Here is a 24,793-nt window from a genome sequence, read left to right as displayed (position 1 = left end):
CAGAAGCCATTATTAGGAGGGATTATTATGTTGAAAATGAAAGCGGCAGTTACAGAAGGTAAAGGCAAAGAATTTGAAATAAAAGATATACTATTAGAAGAACCAAAAGCAGGCGAAGTGTTAATAAAGATTGTCGCATCAGGTATATGCCATTCTGATATGATTGCAAGAGACCAGTTCTACCCAGTTCCTCTTCCAGCTGTTTTAGGGCATGAAGGTTCTGGGATTGTAGAAAAGGTTGGTCCAGGGGTTTCAAGTGTAGAGCCAGGAGATCATGTCGTTCTTTCGTTTAGCTATTGTGGTCAATGTAAAAATTGTTTAAATGGCCGCCCTTTTGTCTGTGAAAAATTTTTCGACCTAAATATTGGTGGAGCAATGGGAGATTGTACTTACCGAATGCATCTTAATGACCATCCCGTTTCGCACTTTTTTGGACAATCTTCCTTTGCGCAATATTCTATTGTTGCTGAAAATAACCTTGTTAAAGTAGAAAAGGATATTGATGTGAGGCTTTTGGGACCACTTGGATGTGGAATTCAGACAGGTGCAGGAGCAGTATTAAATAAGCTCAAGCCTTTTGCGGGTTCAAGTCTTGCTGTATTTGGTTGTGGTACAGTAGGTTTGAGTGCTTTAATGGCTGCAAAAGCAATTGGTGCAACAACCATTATTGCAGTTGATGTTCACGAAAATAGACTAGAAATGGCCCGGGAATTAGGCGCTACCCATACAATTAATTCTAGACATGAAAATCCGGTTGAAAGAATAATAGAACTTACTAGTGAGGGAGTAAATTATGCTGTTGAAACATCAGGGCATGTTGCGGTTCTTAGGCAGACAGTAGATTCGCTAACCTTTCAAGGGGTAACAGCTGTAATTGGAGCACCACCAATGGGTACGGAAGTCGCTATCGATGTTAATGATGTTCTGCTAAAAGAAAAGATGATTGTGGGGGTAGTTGAAGGGGATAGTATTCCTCAAGTTTTCATTCCGCAATTACTTAAATTATATAAACAAGGGAAGTTCCCATTTGATAAACTAGTAAAATACTATGATTTTGATAATATTAATCAAGCAATTTCTGATTCTGAGAGTGGTTTAGTTATTAAGCCTATTTTAAAAATTAATGAATAGATTTTCATATGATAGAACCAGTTTCTGTGTAGGATCTTTTATATAGGCGAACAGTTTATTCCTGTTCATCTGAATCGTATTAAGGTAAACTGGTGTATCATTTAGGTTCATTTTTGTAACCACCTTATCTGACCTCGTGTCATTTGGTAGAATGTCTTACCTGTCCGAGCTATTATCGTTTGCGGCTGTTGAGAAGTTTGACGTGACGGAGGAGCTGTGGAAGGAGCGAGATAGCTTGACTGTAGCTGTGATGAATGATTGGGAGTTTGGCAAAGTCATTACCGAGTGCAAATAAACAGCAAACTTAAGCTAACTAGCATTATATGTAGAACAGGGGGGTATATTTTATGATAAAGCGTGTTTTGACCAGTAAGTAACGGGAAATATACCCTACCTAAAACGCTTTTTTTAGGGAAAGAGCAAATTTTTTGATGAAATGCTTTTTGGGGAATTTTTTCATAGGAATTTGCTCATTCTCTGATAGAAAAACAAATTAAATACTTATACGGGTATATACGCATCTCCTCATCACCTCTATCTATACTGGAAACACGTGCCTAGTCACAACTCGTTTTATGTCGTATTTTATATCGGGGTGTACAGAGATGCAAACATAGTTTTAAATACGACAAGTGAAAGAGTTATTCCAGCAACAATCATATTAAATGAGAGTTTAAACTTTGATATATGGGACGGTGGTCCCATGTTTTTTACCATGTTTTACTTGATACAAATTCCTATTTATGTCATCCTAGGATACTTTGATTAGCAAATTTAATGTGGGGGACTAGTGTTACTGTTAAGATCGCGTCTGTGAGATGTGAGACCCTTGGAACCTGATCTGGCTAACACCAGCGTAGGGAACATATTTCAAGCAATTGAACTTGATCATCTGCGCTCTAGGTATATCCTAGTGCGCTTTTTTATTTTGATCAATCAACAGAATTATGTTGGTTTCCTATGTCTTCCCACTACTTGCTTAAAATCTACTAGGAAAAGCACGGGGAATCCATCTTCTATAAAGATACTGAACCTGGATGGTTAATGGAAGAAGCCAGAATAATCATGGATAAAATTATGGGAATATTTGATAAGAAACCCTATCCTTTTGTACGAAGTGCTAGGTAGAGGCTGGTCATTAAAAATGAAGGTAAAAGGGGATTTGTGGAAACTAATGGATATCAATAGATTTGAGAAATTATTTAACCAAACTACAAAGTCGAGGCAGATACATGAGGACGTTCTTTTTGTTGAAAACACTGCCTGATGCTTCCATGCTTCTTGTATGAAACATAATCAATTCGATTGGGAAATTTTGGTGAAACAGGAGAACCGTCCCCGTGTTTCCTGCAATGAAATAAGGACCACAGAACTTGATTTTCAACAGAAAAGCACGGGGAATCCATCTTCTATAAAGATACTGAACCTGGATGGTTAATGGAAGAAGCCTGAATAATTATGGGTAAAATTATGGGAAAATTTGATAAGAAACCATACCCTTATGCACGAAGTGCTAGGTAGATGAAGGTAAAAAAATTCCGCTAAAAGGGGATTTGTGGAAACTAATGGATATCAATAGATTTGAGAAATTATTTAACTAAACTACAAAGTCGAGGCAGATACATGAGGACGTTCTTTTTGTTGAAAACACTTCCTGATGCTTCCATGCTTCTTGTATGAAACATAATCAATTTGATTGGGAAATTTTGGTGAAACACGAGAACCGTCCCCGTGTTTCTGTTTGAACAGGCCTCTTGTTCGGTAGAGTAGACAGCGTAATGAAAAGTAGGTTAGTCAATTTTTCCGCAAAAAAATAAGGGCAATAAAAAAGGTATATTTTCCTCGGCATCGAGGCATTATACCTTTTTTGCTTAGGGACATTTTTAATGCCCCTGTCATTGTTTCTTATTTTTTCCTCACATGAAATTCTAACGCCTTTTGACGATTCCGCACAGTTCTGTGCTGACCGGCGTCTTTTACGAGATTTTGATATGTCTACAAAAATACAGGCGAATCAATAATCTTTTTAAAAAAGATGAAGCACAAATCCTTCATAAACAAGCAACAATGCAGAATATTTACATTCTCTCTCTTTTATTTCTCTTTATTATGCTCTCCCCATTGGCACATTCCCTGGATAATTGGCCAGAGAGAGTTCCCTTTTTCAGTAAGACTATATTCGACCTTCGGGGGAATTTGTGGATATTCCTTACGATGAACTAAACCATCACTCTGCATTTCTTTTAATGTAGTACTAAGGGTTTTATAGGTTATCTTTCCTAACATACGCTGAAGTTCGTTATATCGCACTGCACCGTTTCTTGATAAATGATAAATAATAAGTAGTTTCCATTTCCCACTGATAATGGAGAGGGTGTAGCCAAAAAAGGGCTCTTGGCTATCAGAAATCACCTCTTTACTATTAGCAACATTAACTTCTGATTCTTTCATCTTTACACTATCCTCCAAGATAGTATGCGTCATAAAAGTGCATACTTGTTTATTAATCTATATCGAATATATAATACATTTAAATCTAAGTAAAGAAGGATTCAAACATGAAAAAACATTATACACTCCTCAGATTAAATAGATAATTTGGGAAGGTGTGTGATATAAATGAGCGATTTTTTTTACCTATTAAGAAAAGTCATCAGGAGGACAGATAAAGAATGTTAACTCAACCCTATCAAGACAACATAGAAACTTTACAACGGAAAATTCAAGAAGCTGAGGCGATTGTGGTTGGTGGAGCTGCTGGGATGTCTGCGGCTGCCGGATACAATTGGTATCGGACTGATGAAATCTTTTTGAAGCACTTTGGGAAATTTGCACATCAATATGGGATCGAAAATATCTTTTATGGTTTCTATTACCGTTTTTCGACGAGAGAGGAACGCTGGGCTTATATTGCTACATTAATCAAGTTTGTCTATGATGCCGAAGTTGGTCAAACTTATCTTGATTTATTGCAACTCCTTCAAGGAAAAAACTATTTTATTCTTACAACGAATCAAGACATACAGTTTTCCAAGGCTTTTCCAGATGAGAAGGTGTCTCCGATTCAAGGGGATTGGCGTTATTTTCAATGCAATTCCCGTTGTCATGATGGAGTTTATTGGAATAAGGAGCAGATTGAGGAAATGTACGCAAATATGGTGGGAACGAGAATTCCCACAAAGTTGATTCCAACATGTCCAAAATGTGGGCAGGATATGGAGCCATGGGTTCGCTCCCATGTGTTTTTAGAAGGGGAATTCTGGAAAAGCCAAATCAAAAAATACCAGGTGTATCTTATGAAAAACAAATATAAAAAGGTTCTCTTCCTAGAATTAGGTGTAGGAACAATGACTCCGATGTTTATTAAAGAGCCATTTTGGGAGATGACCTATAGTTTGCCAAGTGCATACTACATTACGATTAATCCAAAAGATGCGGTAGTTCCTAGAGAGATAGCGGATAAAGGACTTGCCATTAATGAAGACATTAGCCGGGTATTACAAGATGCCCTACAAAAGAAGACAAAAATTGCTCGATAAAACGCCAATAGAAAGGTATTCAACGATGAAGAAAAATTGACTGGAGGAACAATAAAGGATGTTATCGCAACTATATCAAAACAACATAGATGTATTACTACAGAAAATCGAAGAAGCTGATGCGATTGTGGTTGGTGGCGCTGCTGGGATGTCTGAGGCTATTGGACACACTAGTTTTTATCATACTGATGCAAATTTTCTAAAGCATTTTGGAAAATTTGCAGATAAATATGGGGTTAAAAACCTTTTTATGGGTTACCATTACCGTTATCCTACAAGTGAAGAACGGTGGGCTTTTCTTGCGACTGAAATCAAATTAATACATGATGCCGAAGCAGGTCGCCCCTACCTTGATTTATTGCAACTACTTGAAGGCAAAAATTATTTCATTGTTACAACGAATCAAGACGCACAGTTTTCCAAGACTTTCCCTGAAGAGAAAGTTTCCCTAATACAAGGGGATTTGCGTTATTTTCAGTCTGGCTCCCGTTGCCATGATGAAATTTATTTTAATAAAGAGCAAGTTGAGAACATGTATGCAAATATAGAGGGAACCAGAATTCCAACAGAGTTAATTCCAGTATGTTCAAAATGCGGGCAGGAAATGGAACCATGGGTACGCTCTTATGTATTTCTGGAAGGAAGCTCTTACAGAAATGAATTAAGAAAATACAATGAGTTTCTTATAAAAAACAAAGATAAAAAGATTCTCTTTCTGGAATTAGGCGTTGGAACAATGACACCGATGTTTATTAAAGAGCCATTTTGGAATATGACTTACAGTTTTCCGGATGCCTACTACATTACAATAAATCCTAAAGATGCGATCGTTCCTCAAGAGTTAAGTGAAAAAGGACTTGCCATTAAAGAAGATATTGCACGTGTCTTACAAGATGCTTTGGACGGGAAGGGAAAAAGAGATTCGGATATTGGATAGGTACTGAGAGATCCGGCTTCGCATTACACGAATTCAATAAACAAAATAGATTTATCGAAACTTTTGAAATAATGGAGGTTCATATGGAAGAGAAGTATCAAGAAGTTTTAAGCAAAATCAAGAAAGCTGACAGCATTCTAATCGGCGCAAGTAATGGCCTCGCCATTTCGGAAGGTTATAATATTTTTGCGGAGGATTCGTCTTTTTTGGGACATTTTGGCGATTTTCGTAAAAAGTATGGTTTTCGTAACATCGTACAGGGAGCTTTTTATCCATATCCTTCCGAGGAAGAAAAGTGGGCATTTTTCAGCCGTATGTACGCCTACTTTTTACAAAACAAGGAAGCTAGTCCTATTATGAAGAACCTTTATGAACTGGTGAAGGATAAAAATTATTTTGTGGTCACCTCTAATACAGATTCTCATTTTACACTGGCAGGATTTTCAAAGGAACGCCTTTTCGAAATAGAAGGCAATAGTCGGTATTTGCAATGTTCCAATGGTTGCCATAATCGAATTTACCAAGGTGACGAAATATTGAGTAAAATGGCCCGAAACCAAGAAAATGGAAAAGTTCCTTCAAACCTTATTCCTAAATGTCCAGAATGTGGTGGCCCAATGCAAGTCCATGTAGAAGTCGATCGGAATTTTTTAAAGGGCGAAGAATGGCAAACTAGCTTTCAGGCTTATAAGGATTTTATCGAGAATGCTTATAATAAGAAATTAGTCCTGCTGGAATTAGGTGTAGGAGCAAGAAATCAATTGATTAAAGCCCCGTTTATGAATTTAACTAGCTTAGAGGAAAATGCTACCTATATTACCTTAAATAAGGGGAGAGAGCTTTATATTCCAGATGTCATTGCTGATAAATCCATTGGTATCGACGGTGATATTGCGGAAGTGTTAGAGCAGTTAGTGCAGCTAAAACAAGCCTGATTCACCTTAATAAAAACATAATGGGGGAAATAAAAAATGTTTCAAGCAAATATTTTGAATGAACCAGTTTGCCAACCCATCAAGAAGCATTATGAGTTATGGTATAAATTTATGGAGGAAAACGTAGAGTTTTGGCTGCCGGATAGTGAATGGCATACGAAAGCCCATAGCGCTCGCGTGCTGCTCTTGGCGCTTCTTATTGGACATCAAAAAGATCTTAGTGATGGGGAGTTAGACAAATTAGGAATGGCGGCTATATTCCATGATTCCCGCCGCCTCGATGATGGGATTGATAAGGGGCATGGTAGTCGTGCGGCAGCGTATTACAAAGATTATTGCCGGGAGCAAGTTTTACACTTTGATGCCCATACCTACTACATCACCTATTATCATGATCAGGATGATTCGCTTGGTTTGGCAGAAATTGCAAAGTTGCCTGCGGTTAGTGAACGGGGCGTGCTACTGTATCAGATTTTCAAGGATGCCGACGCACTGGATCGCTTCCGATTGGGACCTGAAGCCTTTGATAAAGATTTTCTTCGGACGGAAGAAGCACATGGGCTTGTTGATTTTGCAAAACATCTCTTGCAAAAAAGTATTGAAACAAACGCGTGAAAATATAAAGAAGAAACCTACTGTAGGTTTTCACATTTTGATGAACAGTTTTGTTGATACAGTACTGCTGTATCGACAAATACCTTTTGAGAATGAAGTATTCTATAAGTTTTAAATATATATAAACCACTCAAATCTTAAACAACTTGTAGATTTAACCTTACACTTAGCAAAGTTTGAAAACATTCCTAAAGAAGGAATGAAAAAATTGTTAAATGCTGTAGGAGGCAAGTTTTATGAACAAGTATATCGACGATAGCTACGCCCTACACACGGATTTGCGGAAGCATGGGGACGTACCGAGACTGGTGAAAAAGTCCAAATTTTATTAAATGAGAAAAGAAGATAGAAAAACGAGGCTCTAGAATCGCTTCTAAGGCGCGTTACTTACAGAGGGAGACATTTTGGTACCCCCTGATTAAGTTGATTTTTATGTACTCCCTACTTTTTCACTGGTCTCGGACGTACCCTGTGCTTCTTCTTAATAATAATTATTGTTTAGTGGGTTGATGATTTTTTATGATGTGGGAAACAAATAGGAAGAACCTAGAAATCTTGCAAAGGTTGCAGCTTAAAGTATATCCAAGTTTGATAGGTAACCATGATAATCTGCAGTTAAGTAACGGTGGGGCCGACGATGAAATTTCATTGGTTAACATAACATAAACTCAACATAGAAAGATGGATTGTTCTAAAACCAAACAACCCATTATTGTTGTTAATGATTCAATTCAATTGTTTCATTAATATCTGTCGATTTAGAACTTTGACCTGTCATGCGTTGATAGTAAAAGACAATCTTCTTTATGAAATTTCCACCTTCCCAATATTCAGCTGCTTCCGCTTTTACCTTTATCAAGATAACGTTAGGATCATCATAAGAAGTTTGCATAATTTTCTCATATACTTTGCTCCACAATTCCTTTTTCTTGTCTAAATCTTCAACAATTTCCGCTCTTCCACGGACGGAAACGTAGGATTTACCTACATATGCTACATTAACATCTTGATCATGTAATATTTCATCATATTTATTCGTCTCTTTTTTAGTGAAAAACCATAAGTCACCATCAAACTCTACTTCTTGTGTTTTCATGGGACGAGAAACAAGCCCTTCTTCAGTAGCCGTAGTCAACATGGCCGTGTCTATATCTTTAATTAACCCTCTTAATGTTTCAATTTCGTCTTGTTTTAGCATGTTAGACATTCCTATCACCTCTTTCATGGTTTTATACTACCCTGTATGCCCACTTTTATTCAGGTATAGCGGATTACTAACTTACTCTTACAAAATGAAAGCAAACAACCCGAGCGTATAGAGGAGATATGCCGTAAGGGCAGATAACCTGAACAGTTAGGACATATTTCTCTTTGTATCCTTTTTATATCAAACCTTATTACAATAGTGATTGTTTCATTTAGCTGGATTCGTTTAAGCTTACCTCTTCGCAATATCTCCTTTGCATGAACCATCTTCAAATCTCCGAAAAGCAAGGGGAAAAGCAAGGGGACGTATCTTGTGCTTCCTAAAGGAGCACAGGGTCCGTCCCTTTGTAATTCCTGAGGGAAAATCATTCATAGCCAGTATAAATGTTGGTGCCTGATACCAGAGCGGTAAAATATTACCGCGTTGGCGGTCATGCATACATGTCAGATAGGATATGGTAAAAATACAAACAGTAATAGGATGCAGGAAGAAGGAAAAGCTGCGGTTCGCATGAACGGCAGCTTCTTCTTTTTTTTGTAAAATTGGCCATTTTACGTTTGAAAAATCCTTAGAGAAGTGGGTAATAAGTATAGGTGAATCGATTATTTTTTCAAGCCCCCTTGGTCTTTTTTATGGGTGAACATGATTTTTGAATATTGCAGCTAAATTGAGCCACTAGTGCGGAGTTTTGAATCAGTCAATGCGGAAAAAATGAGCCGCCCTTAGCGGAATAGAGAGCCACTAATATACTCACATTATTCAATTGGATTGTAAGGGCTTACACTTAAAGGGCAGTATAGCGGAAGAAGGTAAATGCTATTATTGAGGTGATTAGATGAAATATACATGTCCATGTTGTGGTTATAAAACATTAGATGAAGAACCTCCTGGAACTTATGACATATGTAGTATTTGCTTTTGGGAAGATGATGGAGTTCAATATGATGACCCTGATTATGGTGGTGGTGCAAATATCCCTTCTTTAAGGCAAGCACAGAAAAACTATATCTTATTTGGGGCTTGTGAAGAAAGGTGTATTGAGTTTGTAAGAAAACCAAATGAAAATGATGTGAAGGACCCTAATTGGACACCCTTGTAGCTTATTAAAGTAACGGGTGCTAATGTTGAATAACAGCTGCATCTGTTCGTTTTTTTACCATAGAATTATTTCATAATGTGAAAGGTTGATAATATATCCCTGTCCATGAGTTTGGCATTATCGATGATTTTAACATTCGAAAAGATTATGGCTACTATGCCCCAAAAGAATATAAATGTATTTCGGTTGACGATGATCTCATTCAAAATCTTTCAGAATCTTTAAAAATAATGAAGAGTTACTTCCATTCGTATGATAGACCAGAATTGGGTCTAGCATATTGGGGAGTTACTATTACTCCCCCTGAATCTCTTTCATTGTTTTATGATCTGGTTGTATCTTCGCCACACTTCAAAAAGTCTGACGAATTAACAGATTTAGCAGCAAAAATTACTCAAGCAAAAGAAGAAAAGAAATTTATGATACACTTTGGGATTTAAGCAATAGGCTTATTCAAGTAACGGGTGCGGTCACGGAATAAAGCTAATCGCCATGTTTATTGAACAAACGGGTAGTTTACTTTAATAGGCGCGGTGCATTTTAGGGGAAATATATTATCAAATTTCGGCTGAAGGAGACCCTTTTATGATTTTTGAGATTATTGCAGGATTGCTTGGTAGTGTTGGACAAGATGATTCTTTAAATACAAAGAAAATTGATAAGCATATTGAGGAATTACGAAAATATAACTGGTTCAATGAGTTATATGATGATGAAAAGTACCATGGCCTTGATAAGCAATTAAGTAAACAATCCTTATCTTATTAAGCTACGGGGCGATAGCTGAACAAAGGCTATCGCTTCTTCTGTTTAGGTAGATACATTGAGTACGAGAAAAGAATAAAATTCCACACTAGATGCTTATAATTATAAGTATTAGGTGGTGAAAGTTTGTGCTTAATGGAATTATTCTTATCGCAATTGGTATTGCCCTATTTTTCATTTCAAAATGGTTATGGAAAAAGGGTGACCCCAAAGAGACCTTTATGGAAGCATTCGGAGATTTAATATCAGATTTAATAGGTTGGCAGTTCCCTGTGGTCTTTTCTGGAATCAAAGCGTGGTCATTGTTTATTTGGTTTATTGGATTAGTTTCAGCATTATTCGGAGTGTTATTAATTATATTCTAATGCAACTAACGTGTGCGATAGCGGATCAGGACTGTCGCTTTTTATTGAGGAGTTTAGCTGAAGTGAAATACGCTAAAATTAAAACAAATTATTTCGTGAGCGGTGAAGTAAAAAATATTGAACCTGTCGGAAAAGGTGGCTGTATATGAACTTGGATTGGGAATAGGGTATTTTAAACTTCCTAAAGTAGTTGAATGGGTTGATTTAAGGATTTTACAATTGGGCTCATCTGAAATACCATACCAATTTTACGGAGTTTCGTTATCGAGTAATAAAAAAATAGATGACGTTATCGTTCTTTTAAGTGAAATTACAAGAGGAAATCACGTAGAAACTGCATCGAAAGTTATTTTAGGTCTTCTATACAAATCATTTGAGAAAACAGAAATTGATATTCCGCAAGTGGTTACTTTGATGTATAGATTAGCTTGGCAACGAAATATTGAAGATGATATATTTTCAAAAATAAATAGATTAGACACAGAATATGAAATAGCTGTAGATGGATATGGAGATATGCAAACTATAATAAAAGAAATACAGGAATTTTTAGGGAGTTATGAAATGTACTGTACTGTGAGTTAATATAGTCCTGGTTCAACTAACGAGCAATAAGGAATAAAATTAAAGAGCCTAAAATATACAAGTTTTTATGTCCTTCTTGTATATTTAGGCTCTCTCCATTCATAAAACATATTGCCATAAACAGCATTTCTTGATTGCCGAATTCCCTCAACAATGGGACCATTTAATTGAAGAAGAAATGGTTACACAACTGTTAAGCTGTGTAACTGTTTTATTATTAAAAGTTCTATTTGTAGAAGATGCATATTTACTTGGTATTTTCTAAAATACTGCGAATTTTATCTGAATAAATTTTGGCTAAAGAATCCTGAGTATATTTAAAATTAGACATGCTGGCCTTTTTGGGAATCCCCATGTCCACCCATTGACGGTCAAGTTTTGCAAGAATAAATCGGGGGTCCGCCTCATTACTATCCTCTTCATTGAAGCTGACAAAACTAGAGCCGCCATCCCCAAAATCTATTTTTGTCCCGTTATTTAATTCTATTACGTAATAAAATTGACCTTTTGAGGAACCTAAAAATCGATTCTTCCCATAAATACCTGCAGTGATCTTGGTGATATTGCTATAGCTGTATTGCTTCCCATGTGGTGTGAGGAAGGAATGGTTGACGATTTTATCATTCGTTACGACTGCCACATCCGTAATAACAGCATAAAACAATAGAATGTTAACAATCCCGAAGATGGGGAATACAGTTCTATGATGTTTTTTATAAAATCCGGAAAACCATTTTCTTAAATCCTTGCTTAAAAGAAGGAAAAGACCAAACATCAGGTAAAACTCATATATAAAAACAAATTTTGCTGCAAAAGATTTAATAACCCATATGAGAGAATTACTGGGGACAAATAATTTTTCTTGAATAAATGAAATGAATGCAAAAATAGCTATCGATAAAATAAACACGGTAATTAAACCAAATAAGCCCAATAAGATCGATTTTAGCGTTCCCAATAAATATAGCTCCCAACTTATCCATATGTTTTAGACTTTAGTCGAGAACCCTCGTGACTTCAGTCATGAGATGAATCGGCTTCGGACAAGGGTTAGCTTCTGCTAACTCAATTGTCCGACATTCTCATTCTCGGCTAAAAGAACATATGATCTTTGAAAAAGAATAAAATTCGTTGATAATTCAATACCTATCTTTATACATAGGATCTGTTTTGTAGGATAATAGACATGGGGTGATAACTGTGTCAACAGTTATTCACGGTAGAGGTTATGTTTACTCGCTTCAATACCATCTAGTGTGGTGTGTAAAGTCCAGAAGAAAGGTGCTTGTCCATGAGATTGAAAAATCATTAAAAGAAATTCTTATAGAACTTTGCAAATACCACGAGATAACGATTGAAGAAATGGAAACCGATAAAGACCATATTCATATGTTGATTTCCTTAAAGCCTATTATATCCCAACTGTTGTGAAGACTTTAAAGGGGAAATCAGCTAGGAGATTTTTCAAACGCCATCCCGAAATCCAAAAGATTTCTCTGGGGAGGTCATTTGTGGAATCCTAGTTATATATCGCTACAGTTAGTGAAAATACTGAAGAGCAGGTTTGTATATATATCCAAAGCCAAAAACAAAAATGACAGGAGGTGAAACCAATGCTTGAATTAGTAAACCGTGGCTATGTGTATCGCGCTACCCCTATTTCTCAAGAGGTAGAAACCTATTTACGGCAGTGTTTTGGTGCAGATAGAAAGATGTATAACCTCCATGTTGCTCACCTATATGATTATTTGGAAAAGAGTAACTATCAAGTTGGCGATAAATTACCTTCTTTAAAGAAGATGGGTATGCCGACTGTATCTGAATTCAAAAAACAATGTGTAAATGATAATGTGGCTTACTTATATCTTGTAGACGCATTCGCCTCTAACGAAGCAAAGCAACACTTCAACAAGGCGATAACCGCCTTTAACAAGATTGCATGTAAGAAACAATACAAGAAATCTGCCTTAAAACGTCAGAAGACACTAGGGATAGAACCGACATTTCGTGATTTAAAAGGAATACCAAAGTTCCATTCTCGTAAGGATAGCAAAGCCAGCTATACTACATTCAATCAAAACGGAAATATCTACATTAAAGATGAAGTATTATATCTTCCAACTGCACAAAAGTCTTCTGTGAAAGTAGTTGGGTTAAATCTAAACACACATAGACCATTACCACAAGGCAGTAAAATTAAGAATGTAACGGTTACTATGAACACGAAAGGGCAATTTGACGTGTCTATTTGTGTTGAATTTCCAATGGAAATCGCAAGCATTGGTACACCTACTCGTGTTCTAGGGCTAGATTATTCACAATCTCATTTTTTCATAGACAATGAGGGTAAGAAAGCCAATTATCCTCAATATTATCGAGAAATGGAAGAACGTCTAGCGAAAGAACAACGAGTGTTATCGCGCAGAGTAAAAGGCTCTAATCGTTGGGAAAAACAACGACTTGTCGTTTCGAGACTGACAGCCAAAGTAGCAAACCAGCGAAAAGATTGGCTTCACAAGAAATCCTATGCTCTTGCGAATCGTTATGACATGATTGTAGTAGAGGACCTAGACCTTCGTGCTATTGGACAAAACAAGTATTATGCTAAAAACCAGCAAGATAATGGTTTTGGTAATTTCCGTCTGTATCTAAAATACAAACTAAAACAACGAGGAAAATACTTTGTCAAAGCAGCGAAAGATTTTGCGTCAACACAATTATGTTCAACTTGCGGTCATAAGAATACTGCACTAAAAGGAAATGTAGATATTCGTGAATGGGATTGTCCTTCTTGTGGCACACATCATGACCGAGATATTAATTCGGCGTTCAACCTAAAACACTATGGAGAACGTTATACTAAGGAAAAAATTCTGCCACAAGTAGTCGTGGCTTAAATAAGACAAGCGGGTTGCTTGGAGCCCAAACAGTACCTCTAGCGTGGTTTGAAGGGCAGGACACTAGTCTTGTTGACCGCTGTAAATTCTAAAGGTCGTAAGACCTTACAAGCCCGTGACTTTAGTCATGGGTTGTTGACAAGGTATAACGTTTAATATTATAAAGTAAACATTTCAAATAAAAAAGGGTATGGTTATAGACTTTATAGATAAGCGTTATTTGCTGCTTTATTTTGTTGACGATTTTCAAATAAAGGGCGCAATTCCAGAATAGAAATTGCGCTCTATCTTTATGTATAGGGCCATTTAATCGAGGAAGAATCCTAAAAAAAATTGAATACTTGTGGCACTGCTAGTGTGTGGTATTTGTGAGAGAATGTACTTAAACTATAAGGGCAGGTTTGTGAAAGAAGAAATATAACGGTTAAGAGGGCACTGTTCAATAGAGAGGAGGAAATCATTTTTTACGTAGAATTTTGTTTTTATGATTTTCATATTTACCATCTCATTTATTTCTGCATGTGGTGAAAGTGCGGAAGATAATGGAGAGTATCCCTATGGTCATTATGAAGATGATAAAATGATAGGTTCTGTTTCAGAAGTGAATAATAGCGGGAGTACTATAGTTGTTGACATTTCCGAATGGGAAAAGCGAGATAGAAAAGGGCCTGGTATGACAGATGAGGGCTATTCATATGAAGCTAAGATAACCGATAAAACTGTCATAAAATATGAAGAGGATAACGAGACATCAATTGACGATATAAAAAAAGGACAAAAAGTATTAGTTAATCCGCCAAGAGGAGATGGCTTCGAAGGTCATCCAGACGAAATTATTTTAATAGAAATGACTTATGAGGAAAAGTATTCACGGCTTCTATCGCATACAGATGGAATGAATATTGTCATCATGTATAAGGACGGGGAAACGCTACCTATGGAGATGCAAGAAACTGTCTATGAAAATGTAATGAATATATTGGAAGGGACAGAACATAGAGCTTCAGCTGCATGGGTACCTTATGATGAAAAATTTATTGTAGATTATCAAGAAGAATTGGACATTGAACAGTTTCCAGCCATGCTTGTGTTTGATGGAAAAGAACTTATTTTTAAAGGATATAGTGTTGATGAACTATATGATTCTTTTAGAAACTTGATTGAATAAATACTTTATGGGTTTTGTATATGAAAAAAATTACTTGGACTATAGGGTGCAAGAGTGGCACAAGGAGCTGACGATGCGGCTGCTCCTTGTGTTATTGAAGTAACAAACAGCAGGTTAGCTGAAGAAGCAATATTGTCCAAATCGGAGGTTAAAATGAAAAAATTCCGCGGCAAAAGACGATATTTTCGAAATCTCTGGAGAGAAGTTGAAGAAGGTTACAATTATTTGCAATTTGATAATGACGCTTGGTTTGACTTTTGGCACGCACACCTAGATTTTTTTGGTATGGGAGATAACAGTAACAAGATCAGAAGAGAGCATATAAAGGCACAAATAACTTTATATAAAAACCTATTAAAAAAGCTAGAAACATTTAAAAAGCCTTATCAATCTTGGATTTATTTAGACCTTAAGGATGCTTGTATGGATGCAGTTTATATTCATACCCCAAACCCTAATGACGATGATTTTCCTATAAAATTGGAAAATGTAAATTGGAATCCTAATATTCCCATAGCTTATAAAGATTTAATAGACCTTGACGAATTCAATATGGGATATGATACTGCTTTTGAGTTCGGTGGCGGCTATTTAATCCAATCAAAGCATCAAGGGATTCATCTATGATTGAATAACGGGGGATAATTATCACATTGTGTAAAGTTATACTTCAACGAACGGGGTGCGTTAGTAAAATTACGGGCTGTAATAGATGCAGCTCGTTTTTTATGCTCAGGGATTGGAAAATGATGTTGAACTAAGATGCAGGTAGCTCAATATCGATTATCTGATAATTCGTTATAATATTATAACGGTATTTAATTAAGGGAGGAATGTGGTTGAAGTTAATCAGCAATAAATGGTTTGTGATAGTAGTAATGTCAGTTGTTGCTTTAATGATTAGTTATTTTTTATTCTTTGGAAATTCATCTCAAGTGACAAGAAGTATTAGTATGGGAGGTATGATTATAGAAGAAAAACACCACTATATCGAGCCAGGTCAATATTTTGAAATGTGAATTATCGGATATAACGCTTATCAAAAGGAAGAGAATCGCGAGCTTTATAAAATTTTCATCGAAGAATCAATGGTTTATAACTTAATTGAAGAAGGCGATGAATATATGGTTTCCGCTACATCATTTAGAGAAGATAAAGAATTTGGTTATGTCTATAAATTGCTGGAAATAAGCAATCAAGAGGAGTATCAGTTGCGAGGTAAGGGACGTATTAAGTAACTTCACAAAATTCATCTTAAACAAACGGATAGCAATAGTTGAGGAGATGTCCTTGCAACGGTTGCGTTTCTTCTCGAAGTATTGAGCAGTCCTGAAGAAGAAAGGGAAAGCCGTTAATTATAGAATTTATGAGTGATTATACACTAGCTTATTTAAGTTGACAACTAAATCAAGTGAGTGAGTAAACCTTGTAATTACTCATTTTCACATAGGGGATATCATTTTATGATCAAAAAATTGTTAACAGCATTATATGTTTCCCTGCTTGTAAGCGGCTTTTATTTGATTGCCGGCGCGATGGTGCAGGAAGTTATTATGTTTGCCGGAATAGTGTTTGTATACACAGCAATTGGAACAATTATTTATGGGATTCCGGTGTCTTATCTGTCGGATTTGTTGACGAAAAAAATGCAAGACTATCGACTGCTAGCAGCGGGGCTGATCCATCTATTCTTTGGGGCAGCAACGGTACTGTTCATTGATGAACTAGCGTTTTATGCGGTCTTAAGTGCTAGTCTCTTTTTTGTTATTAATGAATGGCTGCACCGAAAAGAGAGAAGCAGGAAAAAGCTGCTCCGTAGTAGTCTTGCGATTGCTGCGTTTTTGTCATTGTCTATTTTGGGAAGCATGGGGGGGGGAGCATGGGGACATACCTTGTGCTTCTTCTTAATATTAATTTTGTTTAGTGGGTTTATGATTTTTTATGATGTGGGAAACAAATGGGGATTTCCTGGGAATCTTGTGAAGGTTGCAGCTAAAAGTATATGCAAAGTTTGATAGGTAACCATTAAAATCTGCTGTTAAGCATGAAATTTCCTTGGAAGCGTTGGGTACGTCCGAGACCAGTGAAAAAGTAGTGTTTTTTTGAGAAATAATTAAATGGAGGTAACTGCAGAAGGGAAATTTAAATTTTTATATTATAAAATCTACTAAATACTGGGTAATTCCTGTTATTTACTCTTATTAAGCGGATACTATCGCTGCTATCCGCTTAATATTTACTGCAATGGCAGCTAATTTAGATTGTTTAGACACGCTTAATAGACCATAGCCCCTTGCTCTGGATAGGCCATGGAAACGTTTGAGTTCCGCATTTTTCCCTTCGATGGAAGCTCTTTTCTTATATTTTTCTTTAAACTCTTCTGTCTTTTGATATTGAGACATTTCGTAGAATTCTGCCGTATTCATACCAACGGTTAATATTCTACGAGCAGTGTTTTTTGCGCACAAATCATGTAAAGGGCATTCCTTGTAATTGACTTTAATAAGTTTTCCGGAGGAAAACAGTAGACTTTTTCACCAGTCTCGGTACGTCCCTATGCTTCCTTCACCTGTCACCTTTGTAGAAATGATTTTGGAAAAAGGAGCTTCTATTATTCAAGATCTTCCGGGCAGCTATAACGGCTTTATTTATGTGTTAAAAGGAAGTGGTAAGTTCGGTGAAAATAAAGTCGAAGCGAAAAAAGGGCAAGCGATGTGGTTAGGTTCCGCGGATGAAGCGAGTAGAAGTGGTATTCAAGTTTCTGCAAATGAAAAATTACGCCTTGTGCTTTTTGCTGGTGAGCCTCTAAGAGAACCAGTAGTAGCACGTGGACCGTTTGTCATGAATACAGAAGAAGAAATAAGACAGGCTTATCGTGATTATCAGAAGGGGAAATTTTTAAATCCAACAAACTAAAGAATAATCATGAACTGTCGTTATGATACCTGCATAGTTGTTTCAAACGACTATTCATTTACTGATGGCTATGTAAGAGAAGCTAATATTGTTAGTGGAAATATGCTGTTTTTAAAATTAATCATACAGCAGAAGCAGATCAGAAGCATTGATTGATATTTTTCCTGAATTATAAAGGCAAGGATATCAATTTGATGAAGCAAGACCAATCATCGAAAGGTATGTAGTCAAAATGGTTAATAATCATCATTGTGAAATCTGCGTTCCTATAAAATAAAAAGGTTGATCCGGTAACCTTTAGTCTTGTTTTATATACCCCATATAGGTATAATGATTACAAAAAGGAGTTTTTGAAATGCAAAGCCAATATCATGTAGGTATATTGCTATTTGACTATGTAGATGCTCTGGATTTTGTTGGACCTTATGAAGTTTTCAATATGAGTACGTATAAGCGTAGTGACGTAAAAAAGTTACATTTAAACGAGCTGCAAGAGAAGCCGTTTAAAGTAAGTACAGTATCTGAAGATGGAACAGAAGTAACAGTTCATCATGGATTAAAAATAACTCCTGATTTCAGTTTTAATAATTGCCCTTCATTTGATTTCATTGTGGTTCCAGGTGGTCCAATGAAAGCAATCGAGCAGGTATCAAATAATAATAAAATCATTGAATGGATTGCATCCTATGATAGCAAATTAATTACTTCTGTCTGTACTGGTGCTCTATTTTTAGCTAAATCTGGTGTTCTTAAGGATAAAAAGGCAACGACTAATAAAGCGGCGTTAAGCCTATTAGAGAAATCTTTTTCAAATATTAATGTTATAAAAAATGTAAAATATGTTGACGCAGGCAATGTAATAACTGCAGCAGGTGTATCCTCTGGTATCAATATGGCATTATATGTTGTTAAAAAATTATTGGGCGAAGAGGCGGCTAAACGTACAGCTGATACGATTGAATTTTCAAGTGACATCTAAATACAATAACCTTCCTCCATTAAAGGGCGCGAAAATCGGGTAATTATGGGCTGCTTCAGCAGTCCATTTTTTTGGACTATAATCAGTTAAAGGGCAGGTTACTTAATTAGACACAACAGAAGTATTTCGATTGTACATAAGGAAAATATATCAATAAAGAACCATTAAATTTATGTAAGTAGGTGAAAGAGTGGAAAGTGATATTTATATAAAAGATACACCAGCGTTAATCTTTTTCGGTTTGGTTTTTACTATCATTTTCGGACTATGGTTAAAACGAAGAGGAAAATCGTTTGATTTTAATAATAGAAGCAAATTCTACTTTCTATTTGATAATTATGAATTAGTCGGTGGATTACTTATTGGTGTAGGATTATTATTTATTGCTATTTTTCTATAAAAATTTATTAAAGTAAAGAACCTACTTCTTATAGATAATGAATGAATAAAAGAGGTGAGTGCTAATAAGTTTAGCTAGTTATATTGGTTGTAATATAGCGTTACCTATTACTGATGATGAATATTCCGATGATTATTTTTATATAGGAAGATGTTTTGCGAGCGATGAAGAAAGGCAAAATGTAAGGCAATATCAGATTACTACTTCCTGTGTTTATGAAGTCATTGGGGCATTAAGATTTCCGAATATACCACTCCAGAAATTTGTGATGAATCGAAAAAGAAGCTACTAGAACTATTAAAAGAATGGATGGTTATCTTAAACAGGGTGATTATTTTGAGTTGTATAATTGTTGGGTAGGAGAAGAAGATGAAAAGAGAGAGGGTGACTAACACTACAAATGAATAGCTTTGATATAGACCAGATTGAAATACCCGAAAAAACGTTAGTTAGATTTGAAAAATAAATTTCTTTCTTCAATAAACTGGAGATTTTGGAAGATCATAATATGAATTATCTCGAATTCAAGTCTTCAAGAATAGGGCCACGATTGTAGAGCAATTCCTTTATAAAAATGATACAGGTGTTCTTGTAAGGGTATAATAGTCTTATACTAAATCAAAGGGGTCTTGCTTTATGAGCCAAAGAGTTTCTTACTATGAAATTGCACCTGATGGTATGAAAATTATGATGGATATGGAAAAATACACGAAAACGACAGCAATCGAACGAAAACTTCGTGAGCTTATTAAAATTCGCGTTTCTCAAATTAACGGCTGTGCATATTGTTTGAATATGCATACAGCAGATGCTCAAAAAATGGGTGAAACAGAACAAAGAATTTACTGTGTTAGTGCTTGACAAGAGTGTGAATTCTATACAGAAGCAGAAAAAGTAGCTTTAGAGTTGGCTGAGCACGTGACATTAATTCCAACAAAACGTATTCCAGATGAGCTTTATCAACGAGTACGTGAACACTATGATGAGAAACAGTATGTTGACCTTGTTCTAATAATTAATCAAATTAACAGTTGGAATAGAATTTCTATTGCAATGGGCAATAGAGCCACTGAAAAGTAATTACTCTAAATTTCATTTTTAATATTCAGCAATAGGGCGGCATTCTTAAGGAATTGGCGCTCTATTTTGCATTTTTGAGCCATATTATGGGGGATCTTCCCCAAAGATAATCGGATATTTATGTTAAAATAGATGGAGATTATGAAGGGATAAACTTAAAGTCAACAACTCATGACTGAAGTCTCGAGGGTTCTCGCCTATTATCTAAAAAATGGCCAACCAAAAATCTGGCTGACCTTATAATACGATAGTGGCAGATTAGTTCAAGAAGAGCAATGCCTGCTTTACTGGTTAAAGATGACATTGATTTAAGGGGGTATTAATGAAACTACCAAAATGTAATGTGTGTAAACATAAATTTGGTTGGAAAAAAATCTATACATCACTATGGTTTTCTAATAGGACAATACAATGTAGTGAGTGTGGAACAAAGCATGACATAGCTTCACGTTCGAGGTATATATCCTTGCTGATGCTTATACCAATGCTGTTATTAGGTTTGGTATTAAATAATCTTATCTCGTTCTCTTCTTTACATATTGTTGTTGGTGTATCGTTAATTCTTCTTTTAGGTATTCTAATCTCATTATTTTTACCCTATTTAGTAAATTACAGTTCAGATATTTAAGTATTTTATATAGTTTTCTTCTTCAACTAACGGGCGCATTTCTAGAGCAAGAAATGTTGCTCTTTTTAATGAATCGGGCCATTTAATTAAACAATTTTAAATGAACCTGTATGCCTTAGAATAGTGAAAAAGACCCTTTATGGATCTTTTTCACTTAATGTTACAAAGTATTATTTATAAAAAATATTAAGCGTTAAGCTGGCGAAGAATATCATGCACATCCACATGTGATCTTTTCTCGATGATCCTGCCGTCAACAATTCGTAACAGCATCATAAGAGAAAATTTAACAATTTTTCCCGTTGCAGGAACTCCTAAGAAGGGAATACCTGTGTGCGTACCTTCAAATATAAAATAAACGGCTACTTGATCTCCTTCAGTTAATATCCCTTTGATTGGCATTTTGAAGCCAGGAAAAGTATCAAAATTTTCCTTTTCTGATTCTACAAGACCTTCTACCCCACGAAACGGTGTATCTATTTGTTGGTAAAATACAAATTCTTGATGACAAAAATCTTTGACCTCATAGTTTTCTTGTTCAATCGTTTCATAAAAACGACGTACTAATTATTTATTAGTTTCAACTGACATAATGAGGAACCTCTTTTCAATTAAATATACGGCTTGTCCGTTTTTATCTTAAAATGTGTAAGATTCACCGTCGTCTGGTACAAACACATTAGTAATTGCTTTTTCATTAATAAAGCTCTTTAATTCTTCTCTGGACAATCCCCAATGGTTTACAGCTTCCATGTGGACAGCCATAATTTTTGCGTTTGGAGCAGCCTTAACCACCTCATAGACGTCATCTTTCCCCATGACAAGAGAACCACCCACATGGAATTGATTATCTCCTGCATTGACCACAATGATTTCCGGTTTGTGTGTGTCGATGATTTCTTGGACTGCTTCATACCATACTGTATCACCAGCAACATATAATGTTTTCTCAGTTGCGTGTTTGAAGACAACTCCACACACTTGACCAGCATGCTTTAAGATTTCTCCCCTGCCATGTTCACCTTTTGTTTTAATCAATTGGATATTTTCAAAAACTGTATCTTCTTGTAAAACCTCTACATTTTTGAAACCAGCGTTTTGAATTTCTGTCACATCTTCATCACTTTGGGCAAATATTTTAATTTCTTTTGGTAATGCTTCTTTGGCAGCATCATCCCAGTGGTCAGGATGCAGATGAGTGACAATGACAGCATCAATATCTCGGATAATATTGTCAACAGATGTAGGTAAGCTGATCAAAGGATTGTTTTGGTCTTGTCTTGGTGCAGGTGGTAAACCTACACCGGGTCCAAAAGGTGGGAGAGTTCCCTTTTCTGCCAACATTGGGTCGATTAAAAACCTTTTCCCTGCGTATTCAACAACGATTGTTGCATTACGAATTTGATGTATATTCATATAAATTAACTCCTGTTTTTTGAGATTTTGTGTGAACAATGTATAGTCTATACTATGACCTATTGACGGATACATAGATTAAATAAAGTCTTTTGTCCGTTTGACTTTATTAATGAAAGGAGTTAAATAAATGTTGGAAAATACGGACATGCAGATCTTAGATGAACTCTCTAAGAACAGTCGAATTACAATGAAAGAATGGGGAGAGAAAGTCCATTTGCCTGGTCCAGCCACTTCAGCTAGAGTGACAAGATTAGAGGAGGATATTGGAGTTATTGAGGGTTATACAATTAAAGTTAACCGAGTCAAATTAGGCTGTTTTATACATGCTTTTATTACAATCATTACAGAAAGCATTTTTCATCAACCCTATCTGTCATTCATAAAAACGCAAGAGAAATATTTAATAAATAATTATAAATTAAATAGCTTAATGGTATAAAGTATTTCTTGTAATAGGAAGTGCTTTTTATTTTGTTTTATTCTAAAAGATGTTTAAAAAACAATAATAATACAATAAAATTCATTAATAATTTATTGTAAAACGATAAAAAATGCATTAAAATCAATTTATTAAATATTAAGTGAGGTGCTTTTTTGTGAAACGAGGTTCAACATTGTTTTTAAAATTAGCTGTTTTTCTTATTGGAACCCCAGTTCTTGCTTTGGGTATATTTGGATTGATTTGGCTAGTTAAAAATCCAGCAAATCCAGAATATGCCCATATACTATATCCCATTGTTATTGGTTTGTATGTATCAGTGATACCTTTTTTCGTTGCATTGTACCAGGCTTTTATACTTTTAAGCTATATTGACAAGAACCAGGCTTTCTCTGAATTGTCTGTTAAAGCTCTAAAGATTATCAAATTATGTGCAATGACAATCAGTGGTGTGTATGTGGTCATTTTGCCATTTGTATTTGTCGTAGCAGAACTAGATGATGCTCCAGGTCTCATCATAGTTGGTGGGGTTCCTATCTTTGGTTCAATGTTAATTGCTGTCTTTGCTGCTGTACTCCAAAGACTTTTACAAGAAGCTATTAATATAAAATCAGAAAATGATTTAACAGTCTGAGGTGAATAAAATGACTATTATAATTAATATTGATGTGATGTTGGCGAAGAGGAAAATGAGTGTGACAGAACTTTCAGAAAGGGTTGGAATAACGATGGCTAATCTTTCTATTCTGAAAAATGGTAAGGCGAAAGCCATTAGACTTTCAACTTTAGAAGCGATTTGTAAAGCATTAGAATGTCAACCTGGTGATATTTTAGAGTACAAAAATGATGACGACACCCAAAAATAATAGACAAAAAGTTATTCAACGGGATACTTATCTTTAATGAGGCATCTAAAGAAACAAAATCCATTCTCAATCAATGTGAGAATGGACTATAGTTTTTCTGTATGGCTTTTTATTGTTGAAACAATTTCCTCAAACGTGTAATTATGATTTACAACATCAACTGTAAAGTCTTGTTCTTCTTCAATTCCCATCGTCCAACGAAAATGGTTTATTTTCAAAAAAACGATTAAGGAAGCAAGGGCTGTTCGCATATTCGCATTGTGGAGGGAGAGGTTCTTAGCTATTGACTCAAAAAGTGCGGCTGCTTTTTCGTAAATAGCTGGGTAAGCATCACTACCAAAAGCTGATTGTTTTGGTCTGTTAATAGCTGAATCAAGTAGGCTTGGATCTTTTACTCCTAAAGGTTCATTTGGGGAGTATAGACGAATTTGTACCGTATTAATAGCGATGACTTGGTTTGTTGTAAGATAGATGACGTCATCCATTATCTATTCACTAATCCTTTAAACGCTTTGTCATGCTCATTAATAACATCATTTAAAATATCCATGAATTCTGCATCGACACCTTTAGGAAGTGTTACCTGCTCTTTTTTTCTCAGGACAATTTTTCCATCCTTAACTTCAACTTGAACATCATCACCATGTGCTAAGCCGACTTGTTTAAGTAATTCAGTAGGAAGAGTGATTCCAAAACTATTTCCAATCTTAGTAACTTTTCTTTCAAACTGTTCCAAAAGATCACATCCTTGTTATAATCGTTATAACATAAAAGTGAGTTAGAAAAAATATGTTAGTATGTGCAATGGTAAATTTAAACAAAT

Annotated in this window: 28 protein-coding genes, 5 pseudogenes and 1 riboswitch; of the genes and pseudogenes, 25 read left to right on the top strand and 8 right to left on the bottom strand. The window is 35.6% G+C overall.

Annotated features, from left to right (window positions below; all coding sequences use genetic code 11):
* Positions 1 to 30: 30 nt before the first annotated feature.
* On the top strand, positions 31 to 1,131 hold the full coding sequence (locus tag GNT69_RS16045; RefSeq protein ID WP_203556025.1) for an NAD(P)-dependent alcohol dehydrogenase: 1,101 nt from the start codon (positions 31 to 33) through the stop codon (positions 1,129 to 1,131).
* Between the two features lie 151 nt (positions 1,132 to 1,282).
* Positions 1,283 to 1,426, top strand: a complete 144-nt coding sequence (locus tag GNT69_RS16040; RefSeq protein WP_203555966.1) for a hypothetical protein — start codon at positions 1,283 to 1,285, stop codon at positions 1,424 to 1,426.
* Positions 1,427 to 1,902: 476 nt separating this feature from the next.
* Positions 1,903 to 2,011: riboswitch (TPP riboswitch) on the top strand.
* A 1,214-nt stretch (positions 2,012 to 3,225) separates the two neighbouring features.
* On the opposite strand, the gene GNT69_RS16035 is transcribed toward GNT69_RS16040, so the two are convergent.
* On the bottom strand, positions 3,226 to 3,582 hold the full coding sequence (locus GNT69_RS16035; RefSeq protein ID WP_203555965.1) for a winged helix-turn-helix transcriptional regulator: 357 nt from the start codon (positions 3,580 to 3,582) through the stop codon (positions 3,226 to 3,228).
* Positions 3,583 to 3,803: 221 nt separating this feature from the next.
* On the opposite strand from GNT69_RS16035, the gene GNT69_RS16030 reads away from it, so the two are divergent.
* The 4 genes from GNT69_RS16030 (at position 3,804) to GNT69_RS16015 (ending at position 7,157) form a co-directional block, all read left to right on the top strand.
* Positions 3,804 to 4,670 carry an SIR2 family NAD-dependent protein deacylase gene (locus GNT69_RS16030; RefSeq protein ID WP_203555964.1) on the top strand — a complete coding sequence of 289 codons (867 nt, stop codon included), beginning with the start codon at positions 3,804 to 3,806 and terminating at the stop codon, positions 4,668 to 4,670.
* A 58-nt stretch (positions 4,671 to 4,728) separates the two neighbouring features.
* Complete coding sequence (locus tag GNT69_RS16025) at positions 4,729 to 5,607, top strand: SIR2 family NAD-dependent protein deacylase (protein WP_203555963.1); 879 nt, start codon at positions 4,729 to 4,731, stop codon at positions 5,605 to 5,607.
* Positions 5,608 to 5,690: 83 nt separating this feature from the next.
* Entirely contained in the window at positions 5,691 to 6,542 is an 852-nt protein-coding gene (locus tag GNT69_RS16020; RefSeq protein ID WP_203555962.1) for an SIR2 family NAD-dependent protein deacylase, read from the top strand.
* 36 nt (positions 6,543 to 6,578) lie between these two features.
* Positions 6,579 to 7,157, top strand: a complete 579-nt coding sequence (locus tag GNT69_RS16015) for an HD domain-containing protein (protein ID WP_203555961.1) — start codon at positions 6,579 to 6,581, stop codon at positions 7,155 to 7,157.
* A gap of 718 nt (positions 7,158 to 7,875) precedes the next feature.
* Here the strand turns inward: GNT69_RS16015 and GNT69_RS16010 are convergent.
* Complete coding sequence (locus GNT69_RS16010; RefSeq protein ID WP_203555960.1) at positions 7,876 to 8,364, bottom strand: pyridoxamine 5'-phosphate oxidase family protein; 489 nt, start codon at positions 8,362 to 8,364, stop codon at positions 7,876 to 7,878.
* A gap of 835 nt (positions 8,365 to 9,199) precedes the next feature.
* Between GNT69_RS16010 and GNT69_RS16005 the strand changes: the two genes are divergently transcribed.
* The 5 genes from GNT69_RS16005 to GNT69_RS15990 all read left to right on the top strand — a co-directional run bounded on the left by GNT69_RS16005 (position 9,200) and on the right by GNT69_RS15990 (position 11,178).
* Positions 9,200 to 9,463 carry a CPCC family cysteine-rich protein gene (locus tag GNT69_RS16005; RefSeq protein WP_203555959.1) on the top strand — a complete coding sequence of 88 codons (264 nt, stop codon included), beginning with the start codon at positions 9,200 to 9,202 and terminating at the stop codon, positions 9,461 to 9,463.
* A gap of 95 nt (positions 9,464 to 9,558) precedes the next feature.
* A complete protein-coding gene (locus GNT69_RS25560; RefSeq protein WP_343206515.1) occupies positions 9,559 to 9,903 on the top strand; it encodes a short-chain dehydrogenase in 345 nt (114 codons plus the stop codon).
* Positions 9,904 to 10,048: 145 nt separating this feature from the next.
* Positions 10,049 to 10,231 (top strand): hypothetical protein, encoded by a 183-nt coding sequence (locus tag GNT69_RS16000; RefSeq protein WP_203555958.1) that lies wholly within the window; start codon positions 10,049 to 10,051, stop codon positions 10,229 to 10,231.
* 125 nt (positions 10,232 to 10,356) lie between these two features.
* A complete protein-coding gene (locus tag GNT69_RS15995; protein ID WP_203555957.1) occupies positions 10,357 to 10,593 on the top strand; it encodes a hypothetical protein in 237 nt (78 codons plus the stop codon).
* A gap of 135 nt (positions 10,594 to 10,728) precedes the next feature.
* Positions 10,729 to 11,178 carry a hypothetical protein gene (locus tag GNT69_RS15990; RefSeq protein ID WP_203555956.1) on the top strand — a complete coding sequence of 150 codons (450 nt, stop codon included), beginning with the start codon at positions 10,729 to 10,731 and terminating at the stop codon, positions 11,176 to 11,178.
* A gap of 247 nt (positions 11,179 to 11,425) precedes the next feature.
* On the opposite strand, the gene GNT69_RS15985 is transcribed toward GNT69_RS15990, so the two are convergent.
* Positions 11,426 to 12,088, bottom strand: a complete 663-nt coding sequence (locus tag GNT69_RS15985) for a hypothetical protein (RefSeq protein ID WP_203555955.1) — start codon at positions 12,086 to 12,088, stop codon at positions 11,426 to 11,428.
* Positions 12,089 to 12,378: 290 nt separating this feature from the next.
* On the opposite strand from GNT69_RS15985, the pseudogene tnpA reads away from it, so the two are divergent.
* From tnpA to GNT69_RS15955, 6 genes and pseudogenes are all read left to right on the top strand, one after another.
* Positions 12,379 to 12,776, top strand: a pseudogene (gene tnpA / locus GNT69_RS15980) (IS200/IS605 family transposase).
* 15 nt (positions 12,777 to 12,791) lie between these two features.
* Complete coding sequence (locus GNT69_RS15975) at positions 12,792 to 14,075, top strand: RNA-guided endonuclease InsQ/TnpB family protein (RefSeq protein ID WP_203555954.1); 1,284 nt, start codon at positions 12,792 to 12,794, stop codon at positions 14,073 to 14,075.
* Positions 14,076 to 14,559: 484 nt separating this feature from the next.
* Positions 14,560 to 15,243, top strand: a complete 684-nt coding sequence (locus GNT69_RS15970; RefSeq protein ID WP_203555953.1) for a hypothetical protein — start codon at positions 14,560 to 14,562, stop codon at positions 15,241 to 15,243.
* 54 nt (positions 15,244 to 15,297) lie between these two features.
* Positions 15,298 to 15,870: a hypothetical protein gene (locus GNT69_RS15965; RefSeq protein ID WP_343206511.1), complete on the top strand. Its 573-nt coding sequence runs from the start codon at positions 15,298 to 15,300 to the stop codon at positions 15,868 to 15,870.
* Positions 15,871 to 16,082: 212 nt separating this feature from the next.
* Positions 16,083 to 16,262 carry a hypothetical protein gene (locus tag GNT69_RS15960; protein ID WP_203555952.1) on the top strand — a complete coding sequence of 60 codons (180 nt, stop codon included), beginning with the start codon at positions 16,083 to 16,085 and terminating at the stop codon, positions 16,260 to 16,262.
* A gap of 444 nt (positions 16,263 to 16,706) precedes the next feature.
* A complete protein-coding gene (locus tag GNT69_RS15955) occupies positions 16,707 to 17,258 on the top strand; it encodes a hypothetical protein (RefSeq protein ID WP_203555951.1) in 552 nt (183 codons plus the stop codon).
* 189 nt (positions 17,259 to 17,447) lie between these two features.
* Here the strand turns inward: GNT69_RS15955 and GNT69_RS15950 are convergent.
* A pseudogene (locus GNT69_RS15950) lies at positions 17,448 to 17,732 on the bottom strand (transposase); the annotation flags it as partial.
* A gap of 103 nt (positions 17,733 to 17,835) precedes the next feature.
* Between GNT69_RS15950 and GNT69_RS15945 the strand changes: the two are divergent.
* From GNT69_RS15945 to GNT69_RS26240, 5 genes and pseudogenes are all read left to right on the top strand, one after another.
* Positions 17,836 to 18,159, top strand: coding sequence for a pirin-like C-terminal cupin domain-containing protein (locus GNT69_RS15945; RefSeq protein WP_239094248.1), 324 nt, complete (start codon positions 17,836 to 17,838; stop codon positions 18,157 to 18,159).
* Positions 18,160 to 18,514: 355 nt separating this feature from the next.
* On the top strand, positions 18,515 to 19,138 hold the full coding sequence (locus tag GNT69_RS15940; protein ID WP_203555950.1) for a DJ-1/PfpI family protein: 624 nt from the start codon (positions 18,515 to 18,517) through the stop codon (positions 19,136 to 19,138).
* Positions 19,139 to 19,328: 190 nt separating this feature from the next.
* On the top strand, positions 19,329 to 19,538 hold the full coding sequence (locus tag GNT69_RS15935) for a hypothetical protein (protein WP_203555949.1): 210 nt from the start codon (positions 19,329 to 19,331) through the stop codon (positions 19,536 to 19,538).
* A 636-nt stretch (positions 19,539 to 20,174) separates the two neighbouring features.
* A pseudogene (locus GNT69_RS15930) lies at positions 20,175 to 20,618 on the top strand (carboxymuconolactone decarboxylase family protein).
* 322 nt (positions 20,619 to 20,940) lie between these two features.
* Positions 20,941 to 21,246: a TIGR04104 family putative zinc finger protein gene (locus tag GNT69_RS26240; protein ID WP_203555948.1), complete on the top strand. Its 306-nt coding sequence runs from the start codon at positions 20,941 to 20,943 to the stop codon at positions 21,244 to 21,246.
* 186 nt (positions 21,247 to 21,432) lie between these two features.
* Here the strand turns inward: GNT69_RS26240 and GNT69_RS15920 are convergent.
* Both GNT69_RS15920 and GNT69_RS15915 read right to left on the bottom strand, forming a co-directional pair.
* Positions 21,433 to 21,798: pseudogene (locus tag GNT69_RS15920) on the bottom strand (ester cyclase); the annotation flags it as partial.
* 87 nt (positions 21,799 to 21,885) lie between these two features.
* Positions 21,886 to 22,662, bottom strand: coding sequence for an MBL fold metallo-hydrolase (locus GNT69_RS15915; protein ID WP_203555947.1), 777 nt, complete (start codon positions 22,660 to 22,662; stop codon positions 21,886 to 21,888).
* Positions 22,663 to 22,792: 130 nt separating this feature from the next.
* Between GNT69_RS15915 and GNT69_RS15910 the strand changes: the two are divergent.
* From GNT69_RS15910 to GNT69_RS15900, 3 genes and pseudogenes are all read left to right on the top strand, one after another.
* Positions 22,793 to 23,089: pseudogene (locus GNT69_RS15910) on the top strand (Lrp/AsnC family transcriptional regulator); the annotation flags it as partial.
* Between the two features lie 172 nt (positions 23,090 to 23,261).
* Entirely contained in the window at positions 23,262 to 23,738 is a 477-nt protein-coding gene (locus tag GNT69_RS15905) for a DUF2975 domain-containing protein (protein WP_203555945.1), read from the top strand.
* A 10-nt stretch (positions 23,739 to 23,748) separates the two neighbouring features.
* Positions 23,749 to 23,970, top strand: coding sequence for a helix-turn-helix domain-containing protein (locus GNT69_RS15900; protein WP_203555944.1), 222 nt, complete (start codon positions 23,749 to 23,751; stop codon positions 23,968 to 23,970).
* Positions 23,971 to 24,056: 86 nt separating this feature from the next.
* On the opposite strand, the gene GNT69_RS15895 is transcribed toward GNT69_RS15900, so the two are convergent.
* Together GNT69_RS15895 and GNT69_RS15890 are read right to left on the bottom strand one after the other, a co-directional pair.
* Positions 24,057 to 24,455 (bottom strand): type II toxin-antitoxin system death-on-curing family toxin, encoded by a 399-nt coding sequence (locus GNT69_RS15895; protein ID WP_203555943.1) that lies wholly within the window; start codon positions 24,453 to 24,455, stop codon positions 24,057 to 24,059.
* A complete protein-coding gene (locus GNT69_RS15890) occupies positions 24,455 to 24,706 on the bottom strand; it encodes an AbrB/MazE/SpoVT family DNA-binding domain-containing protein (RefSeq protein WP_203555942.1) in 252 nt (83 codons plus the stop codon). The genes GNT69_RS15895 and GNT69_RS15890 overlap by 1 nt, the downstream gene beginning before the upstream one ends.
* Positions 24,707 to 24,793 lie beyond the last annotated feature (87 nt).

It is taken from the genome of Bacillus sp. B15-48 (genome assembly GCF_016879755.1).
GTDB lineage: Bacteria > Bacillota > Bacilli > Bacillales > Cytobacillaceae > Mesobacillus_B.
This window is presented reverse-complemented; position numbering and strand designations above follow the sequence as displayed.

Coding starts and splice junctions, on each gene's coding strand:
- GNT69_RS15975 (WP_203555954.1), top strand. CDS start 12,792: ATGCTTGAATTAGTAAACCGTGGCTATGTGTATCGCGCTACCCCTATT.
- GNT69_RS15900 (WP_203555944.1), top strand. CDS start 23,749: ATGACTATTATAATTAATATTGATGTGATGTTGGCGAAGAGGAAAATG.
- GNT69_RS15940 (WP_203555950.1), top strand. CDS start 18,515: ATGCAAAGCCAATATCATGTAGGTATATTGCTATTTGACTATGTAGAT.
- GNT69_RS26240 (WP_203555948.1), top strand. CDS start 20,941: ATGAAACTACCAAAATGTAATGTGTGTAAACATAAATTTGGTTGGAAA.
- GNT69_RS16000 (WP_203555958.1), top strand. CDS start 10,049: ATGATTTTTGAGATTATTGCAGGATTGCTTGGTAGTGTTGGACAAGAT.
- GNT69_RS16025 (WP_203555963.1), top strand. CDS start 4,729: ATGTTATCGCAACTATATCAAAACAACATAGATGTATTACTACAGAAA.
- GNT69_RS16010 (WP_203555960.1), bottom strand. CDS start 8,364: ATGTCTAACATGCTAAAACAAGACGAAATTGAAACATTAAGAGGGTTA.
- GNT69_RS16005 (WP_203555959.1), top strand. CDS start 9,200: ATGAAATATACATGTCCATGTTGTGGTTATAAAACATTAGATGAAGAA.
- GNT69_RS15970 (WP_203555953.1), top strand. CDS start 14,560: ATGATTTTCATATTTACCATCTCATTTATTTCTGCATGTGGTGAAAGT.
- GNT69_RS15915 (WP_203555947.1), bottom strand. CDS start 22,662: ATGAATATACATCAAATTCGTAATGCAACAATCGTTGTTGAATACGCA.
- GNT69_RS16015 (WP_203555961.1), top strand. CDS start 6,579: ATGTTTCAAGCAAATATTTTGAATGAACCAGTTTGCCAACCCATCAAG.
- GNT69_RS16040 (WP_203555966.1), top strand. CDS start 1,283: ATGTCTTACCTGTCCGAGCTATTATCGTTTGCGGCTGTTGAGAAGTTT.
- GNT69_RS16035 (WP_203555965.1), bottom strand. CDS start 3,582: ATGAAAGAATCAGAAGTTAATGTTGCTAATAGTAAAGAGGTGATTTCT.
- GNT69_RS15895 (WP_203555943.1), bottom strand. CDS start 24,455: ATGGATGACGTCATCTATCTTACAACAAACCAAGTCATCGCTATTAAT.
- GNT69_RS16020 (WP_203555962.1), top strand. CDS start 5,691: ATGGAAGAGAAGTATCAAGAAGTTTTAAGCAAAATCAAGAAAGCTGAC.
- GNT69_RS15955 (WP_203555951.1), top strand. CDS start 16,707: ATGATCAAAAAATTGTTAACAGCATTATATGTTTCCCTGCTTGTAAGC.
- GNT69_RS16030 (WP_203555964.1), top strand. CDS start 3,804: ATGTTAACTCAACCCTATCAAGACAACATAGAAACTTTACAACGGAAA.